This window comes from Scandinavium sp., from assembly GCF_051650185.1.
In the GTDB taxonomy this organism is placed as follows: Bacteria; Pseudomonadota; Gammaproteobacteria; order Enterobacterales; family Enterobacteriaceae; genus Scandinavium.
This window is the reverse complement of record NZ_JBOFIN010000123.1, coordinates 1-4595: the sequence shown is the minus strand read 5'-3', so window position 1 is coordinate 4595 and position 4595 is coordinate 1. Positions and strand designations below refer to the sequence as shown.

General features: G+C 51.1%; 7 protein-coding genes and 1 pseudogene. 3 read left to right on the top strand and 5 right to left on the bottom strand.

What is annotated here, in order from left to right; all coding sequences use genetic code 11:
• Positions 1 to 80: hypothetical protein (locus ACRCWW_RS16040; RefSeq protein WP_438681511.1), on the top strand; the 80-nt coding region annotated here is incomplete at its 5' end.
• Between the two features lie 98 nt (positions 81 to 178).
• Here the strand turns inward: ACRCWW_RS16040 and ACRCWW_RS16035 are convergent.
• The 3 genes from ACRCWW_RS16035 to ACRCWW_RS16025 all read right to left on the bottom strand — a co-directional run bounded on the left by ACRCWW_RS16035 (position 179) and on the right by ACRCWW_RS16025 (position 2482).
• A complete protein-coding gene (locus ACRCWW_RS16035; protein ID WP_438683284.1) occupies positions 179 to 922 on the bottom strand; it encodes a carbonic anhydrase in 744 nt (247 codons plus the stop codon).
• 151 nt (positions 923 to 1073) lie between these two features.
• Positions 1074 to 1469 (bottom strand): rhodanese-like domain-containing protein, encoded by a 396-nt coding sequence (locus ACRCWW_RS16030; protein WP_438683283.1) that lies wholly within the window; start codon positions 1467 to 1469, stop codon positions 1074 to 1076.
• Positions 1470 to 1636: 167 nt separating this feature from the next.
• The gene (locus tag ACRCWW_RS16025) at positions 1637 to 2482 is read right to left on the bottom strand and encodes a 5'-methylthioadenosine/S-adenosylhomocysteine nucleosidase (protein WP_438683282.1); all 846 of its coding nucleotides are present in this window, start codon (positions 2480 to 2482) and stop codon (positions 1637 to 1639) included.
• A 187-nt stretch (positions 2483 to 2669) separates the two neighbouring features.
• On the opposite strand from ACRCWW_RS16025, the gene ftrA reads away from it, so the two are divergent.
• Positions 2670 to 3650, top strand: coding sequence for a transcriptional regulator FtrA (gene ftrA / locus ACRCWW_RS16020; protein WP_438683281.1), 981 nt, complete (start codon positions 2670 to 2672; stop codon positions 3648 to 3650).
• A 112-nt stretch (positions 3651 to 3762) separates the two neighbouring features.
• Complete coding sequence (mgtS, locus tag ACRCWW_RS16015) at positions 3763 to 3858, top strand: protein MgtS (RefSeq protein WP_438683280.1); 96 nt, start codon at positions 3763 to 3765, stop codon at positions 3856 to 3858.
• 236 nt (positions 3859 to 4094) lie between these two features.
• Here mgtS and ACRCWW_RS16010 read toward each other — a convergent pair whose 3' ends face one another.
• The gene (locus ACRCWW_RS16010) at positions 4095 to 4250 is read right to left on the bottom strand and encodes a hypothetical protein (RefSeq protein WP_438683279.1); all 156 of its coding nucleotides are present in this window, start codon (positions 4248 to 4250) and stop codon (positions 4095 to 4097) included.
• A 232-nt stretch (positions 4251 to 4482) separates the two neighbouring features.
• Positions 4483 to 4595: pseudogene (locus tag ACRCWW_RS16005) on the bottom strand (IS630 family transposase); the annotation flags it as partial.

Below are 4595 nucleotides of genomic sequence, written 5' to 3'. Positions count from 1 at the left end.
TTGCGGAGGCAATGGCCATGGTGCGAGCGCTGAACAAAATGACGAAAGCAGGTATGCCAGAAAGCGTGCGTATTGCCTGAAAACACAACCTGCTTCGGGGAGACTTACCCGAAATCTGATTTATTCAACAAAGCCGATCGCTTTCTCTCACTGCCGCCAGATAGAGACTCAGCCGTATTTATTCTTCAACAACCACTCGACCATTGATCGGTTGTACTGGGCGATTATTGTCGTGAATGATGGTTTTAAACCTATGGATCTGTTGCTCAGAAGCCTGTAGCTGTTTCTCAAAGACCATCCAGGCCACCCCTTCAGTACACGGTGGCGTAGTCAACGAGCCACTAAAGCGATAGTGATTCAGCTCTGAGGGGAGTAATTCCTTCACCTGCACCGGTTGGCTTAGCGCTGACTCTTCTCCTTCTTTCACGGGAAGATATTGCCAAAGATTTGCCAGTGCTTTGTTTTCACTGCCCGTTTTGAACATCACGGCCAGCACTGCCAGGTTGCCCGAATCAGTTTTATAGACCAGATGCATTTCCAGCGGGAAATGTTGTCCGTTAATTTCGTTCTCACTTGGCGAGTGGAAATGGAATTGATTCAGGGTATAAAGTTCATCATCCAGCGTCAGGGTATTCCCTTCGCTGACATTTACCTGAATGCTGTGCCCGTTATTAATTACCGTCTGCGGTCCAGCTTTGAAGGCTAAATCCAGATGGCTCAATGTGGTTTTTGAAGCTTTTTTGATATCAATAGGCGACTGATTTTTGCCCGTAGCACAGAGCTGGAAATCCTGAGTGATACTCCCCCAGTGATCCGGGCCATTTTCATTCTGATAACCCCAGTGGGTGGTATTGACCTGCGCTGAGCAGGCAGAAGCATAAATTAAAACCGGAACAGCAGCATATTTAAAAAAACGAACCATACATCCTCCATGAAAAAACAAAGAGGGTATTTAATATATTATTTTGAAAAACGATCAAACTGAATTTTATTAAAAAGATATTTTTGTTTATCCATAAATAGCTTCTCTGAATTGCAGTGCTGCGAATAAATGCAGCATTGATGAAAAAGATTCAAGTTGTGGCGAACGCGAGGCCTTCATCCTGCCAGCCGGTGATGCCACCAATCATGATTTTGACCGGCCTGCCCAACTGAGCCAACTTCAACGCGGCGCGATCGGCACCGTTGCAGTGCGGGCCAGCACAGTACACCACAAACAACGTTTCAGGCGGCCACTCGCCCATTCGCTCAGCCGTGATGAAGCGATGAGGGAGATGAAGAGCGCCGGGAATATGCCGATGATTGAAGGCTTCAGGGCTGCCAACAACATGGAGCAGGACGAAATCGGCGTCACCTGCTGTCATTGCACTGTGGACATCATCGCAGTCGGTTTCGACACTGAGTCGCCGCTGGAAATGGGCGATGGCTTCTTCAGGGCTGGCGGCGGGAATGGCAGAGACGATGCTCATGATGACTCCTTTCAGGTTTGATTAACAAGGGGTTGGCTCTTGTTTATCAAACCAATAATTGCCGCGACGTGCTGTACCTGCTCCTGACAGAATTCGCCAGGATCGTGACAATCGGAGTCATAAAGAAAAAACAGGTTCCCATTCACTCACGGGAACCTGCATGCTGCTTACCTGGAAGGCATTTTGGCGATATACGCTTTGACGACCTGATAAACATAATCCTGGCACGCCAGGCCAGTCTGCGGATCGTATTTCCCGTCATTGGTGATGTTGTTAGACAGCACGCGAATGCCGACGAAAGGAATGTTAAAGGTGGCGGCAATCTGAGCTGCCGAAGCCGTTTCCATCTCTTCGGCAGACGTCTGGTAGCTGGTGTGGAAGTGGCTGATGCGGTCCAGTTCGCTGTCCCAGATATCCGCCGAGCCAATCACGCCTTCCACCACTTTGCCTTTGCTGTAAGTGCTCTTCACACTCTCGGCTACGGCCAGCAACTGCGAGTCTGCCGGGAATTTACGGATGGTGTGCGGGTTTTTATCTTCGCCAGCGCTACCCTTGGAGGCTAAAAGATCCATCGGTTTCCACTGGGTGGAATCGCTGCCTTCACCTTTCAGCTTATGAGGCGTTTTAAACGCGCCAAGGTTGACGGAATATTTCCCAAGCACGATGTCATAAACCTTAAGAGCCGGATCGTGCCCGCCCGCAGTCCCCTGATTGATGATCGCCACCGGATGAAACTGTGTGGCGGCAATGGCGGTTGCAGCGGCGGAGTTCGACATCCCTTTCAGCGTCTCAGAGACAATCACCGGGTAGCCATCCACCGTGCCGCGCCAGAAACGCCAGCCGCCGATCTGCTCTTCTTTCGGGTTATCGAGGCGCTGTGCAAAGTGCTCAGCCTCAATCGGCATAGCGCCCTGAATGACGATCGGCCCTTTTTCAGCCTGCTGAGCGAAGCTCAGTGCGGGTAAGACCAGACAGCACGCAGACAGCGTCTGCAAAAACGTTTTACGGCTCATTATTCACAAATCCTTCAGTACGCAAACGATTACTTTAACCAAAATTTGCGCCAGTCGGAACGTTTTTCCTCGTCTAATGAACGCGTTGGCGATAAAACCCGCAATCGCACAAAAAATTCTTAACCTTGCCGCCAGCGCACCAGTCGTGCTACCTCTTAGGCACTCTACCTGTTTTGCGTAAATTGCCATGACTGAGCTCGTTGCTGAAAAATCCCCTCTCGTTGTCGTTCTTGCCTATGACGGGCTTTGTACGTTTGAATTCGGCGTTGCCGTCGAGATTTTTGGTCTGCCTCGCCCCGAATTTGGGGCCAACTGGTATCGTTTTGCCGTGGCGGCGGTGGACGAAGGCGAACTGCGTGCGACCGGTGGCATTCGCGTTGTCAGCGATGGCGGCGCTGAACTGCTGGAGCAAGCCAATACGATTGTGGTGCCTGGCTGGCGTGGCGTACAAACCCCGGTGCCGGAACCGCTCAGTGATGCTTTACGCTCTGCCCACCAACGTGGTTGTCGGCTGATGTCGATTTGTTCAGGTGTGTTTGTTCTGGCGGCGACGGGTCTGCTTGATGGCCGACAGGCCACCACGCACTGGCGCTATACCGATGAGCTGGCCCGTAGGTTCCCGGCCATTAAGGTGGTGGAAGACGTATTGTATGTGGGCGACGATCACCTGCTGACGTCGGCGGGCAGCGCGGCGGGTATCGATCTGTGTCTGGACGTGGTGCGGCAGGATTTTGGCCTTGAACGGGCCAATGATGTCGCCCGACGGCTGGTCATTCAGCCCCACCGCGATGGCAGCCAGACGCAGCACGTCGCCCGCCCTGTCGCACGGAGCCGCGAAAGTCAGCGTCTTGGGCAGCTTTTTGACTGGCTGCATCAGCATCTTGACCAGCCACACACGCTGGATTCTCTCGCACAGCGAGTGGGCATGAGTCCTCGCACGTTATTACGCCGCTTTCAGGAATCTACCGGCATCACGCCAGCCCGCTGGTTGCTGAATGAAAGACTCAAGCGTGCGCAACAGGCGCTCAGCCACTCGCGTCTGAGTATCGACCATATCGCACAACAAACGGGATTTGGCAGTGCAAATGCCCTGCGCCACCATTTCCGACAGCAAACAGGCATGAGCCCGTTGGCCTGGCGCAAAAAATTTACCGAACCGGCAGTTTAATTCACACAATTAATGATTCGTTTAGATTCCAGGCGATATACTCTCTTCATCGCGGCTAATTAAGGTAAGTGAGGCTTTTATCGTACGTCTGAATCTTTAACGGAGGTTAATCATGCTGGGAAATATGCATGTCTTTATCGCAGTCTTAGGAACCATCTTATTTTCGGGTTTTCTTGCTGCGTATTTCAGCCATAAATGGGATGACTAATGAAGAGTGACAATCCCCACCCTTAACAGCCCCTTGCTGCATTTTGCTCAAGGGGCTTTTTACTGCCTGCGATCTGACAAAAAGGCAAAAAAAAACCGCCAACTCAGTGGCGGTAAATGCTTGCATGGATAGATTTGTGTTTTGGTTAGTCAGCCTCTCTGGCATTTCCTTGCCTGAGACGCTTGCTTCAGACAAAGTATCATGACTTGTTTCAATGAAGACTAAACAAATGATGATTACTCCGGTAACACACTTTTCCATGCTTTTTTGCTCGGGCAACAGGCCGTGCGGGCCGACCAGCGTCGCAGCGAGCGGCATTCCTGCAAATCCTGGTCTTCCGGCTGAGTAACCCAGCGTTTAATACGTCGAACGGCGCCTGCAATCTTCTTCATACTGCCTCCTGTAAAAATCGTCTACATCCATTTTTCAACGAGTTATGCAGCCAGTATAGCCACCAGAATCGCGAGTTATGTCAACGAGTGGCAGAGAGTGTAAAGGCGCTGAGATCCAGACTTTATTTCACGCTTAACACAGCGCTTAGCGATCCTATTTTAAGCTGACTTCTCAGCGTTATTTTACTTCCCTGTAGCCATTTCCCTGACTAAATAGCTGCGCCTAATACCGCTACACTTTTGCCTGACCATGTTTTCCTCCGGGGAATGGGCTGACTGTTTCCATAAAATGGTGAACTTTTCTCAGCAGCTGCCACATTGTCCGGCACTGATGGTTTCGGGTTA

Bases quoted from the DNA above. Each gene is read 5' to 3' on its own strand.
- ACRCWW_RS16035 (WP_438683284.1), bottom strand. From the start codon at position 922: ATGGTTCGTTTTTTTAAATATGCTGCTGTTCCGGTTTTAATTTATGCT.
- ACRCWW_RS16030 (WP_438683283.1), bottom strand. From the start codon at position 1,469: ATGAGCATCGTCTCTGCCATTCCCGCCGCCAGCCCTGAAGAAGCCATC.
- ACRCWW_RS16025 (WP_438683282.1), bottom strand. From the start codon at position 2,482: ATGAGCCGTAAAACGTTTTTGCAGACGCTGTCTGCGTGCTGTCTGGTC.
- ftrA (WP_438683281.1), top strand. From the start codon at position 2,670: ATGACTGAGCTCGTTGCTGAAAAATCCCCTCTCGTTGTCGTTCTTGCC.
- mgtS (WP_438683280.1), top strand. From the start codon at position 3,763: ATGCTGGGAAATATGCATGTCTTTATCGCAGTCTTAGGAACCATCTTA.
- ACRCWW_RS16010 (WP_438683279.1), bottom strand. From the start codon at position 4,250: ATGAAGAAGATTGCAGGCGCCGTTCGACGTATTAAACGCTGGGTTACT.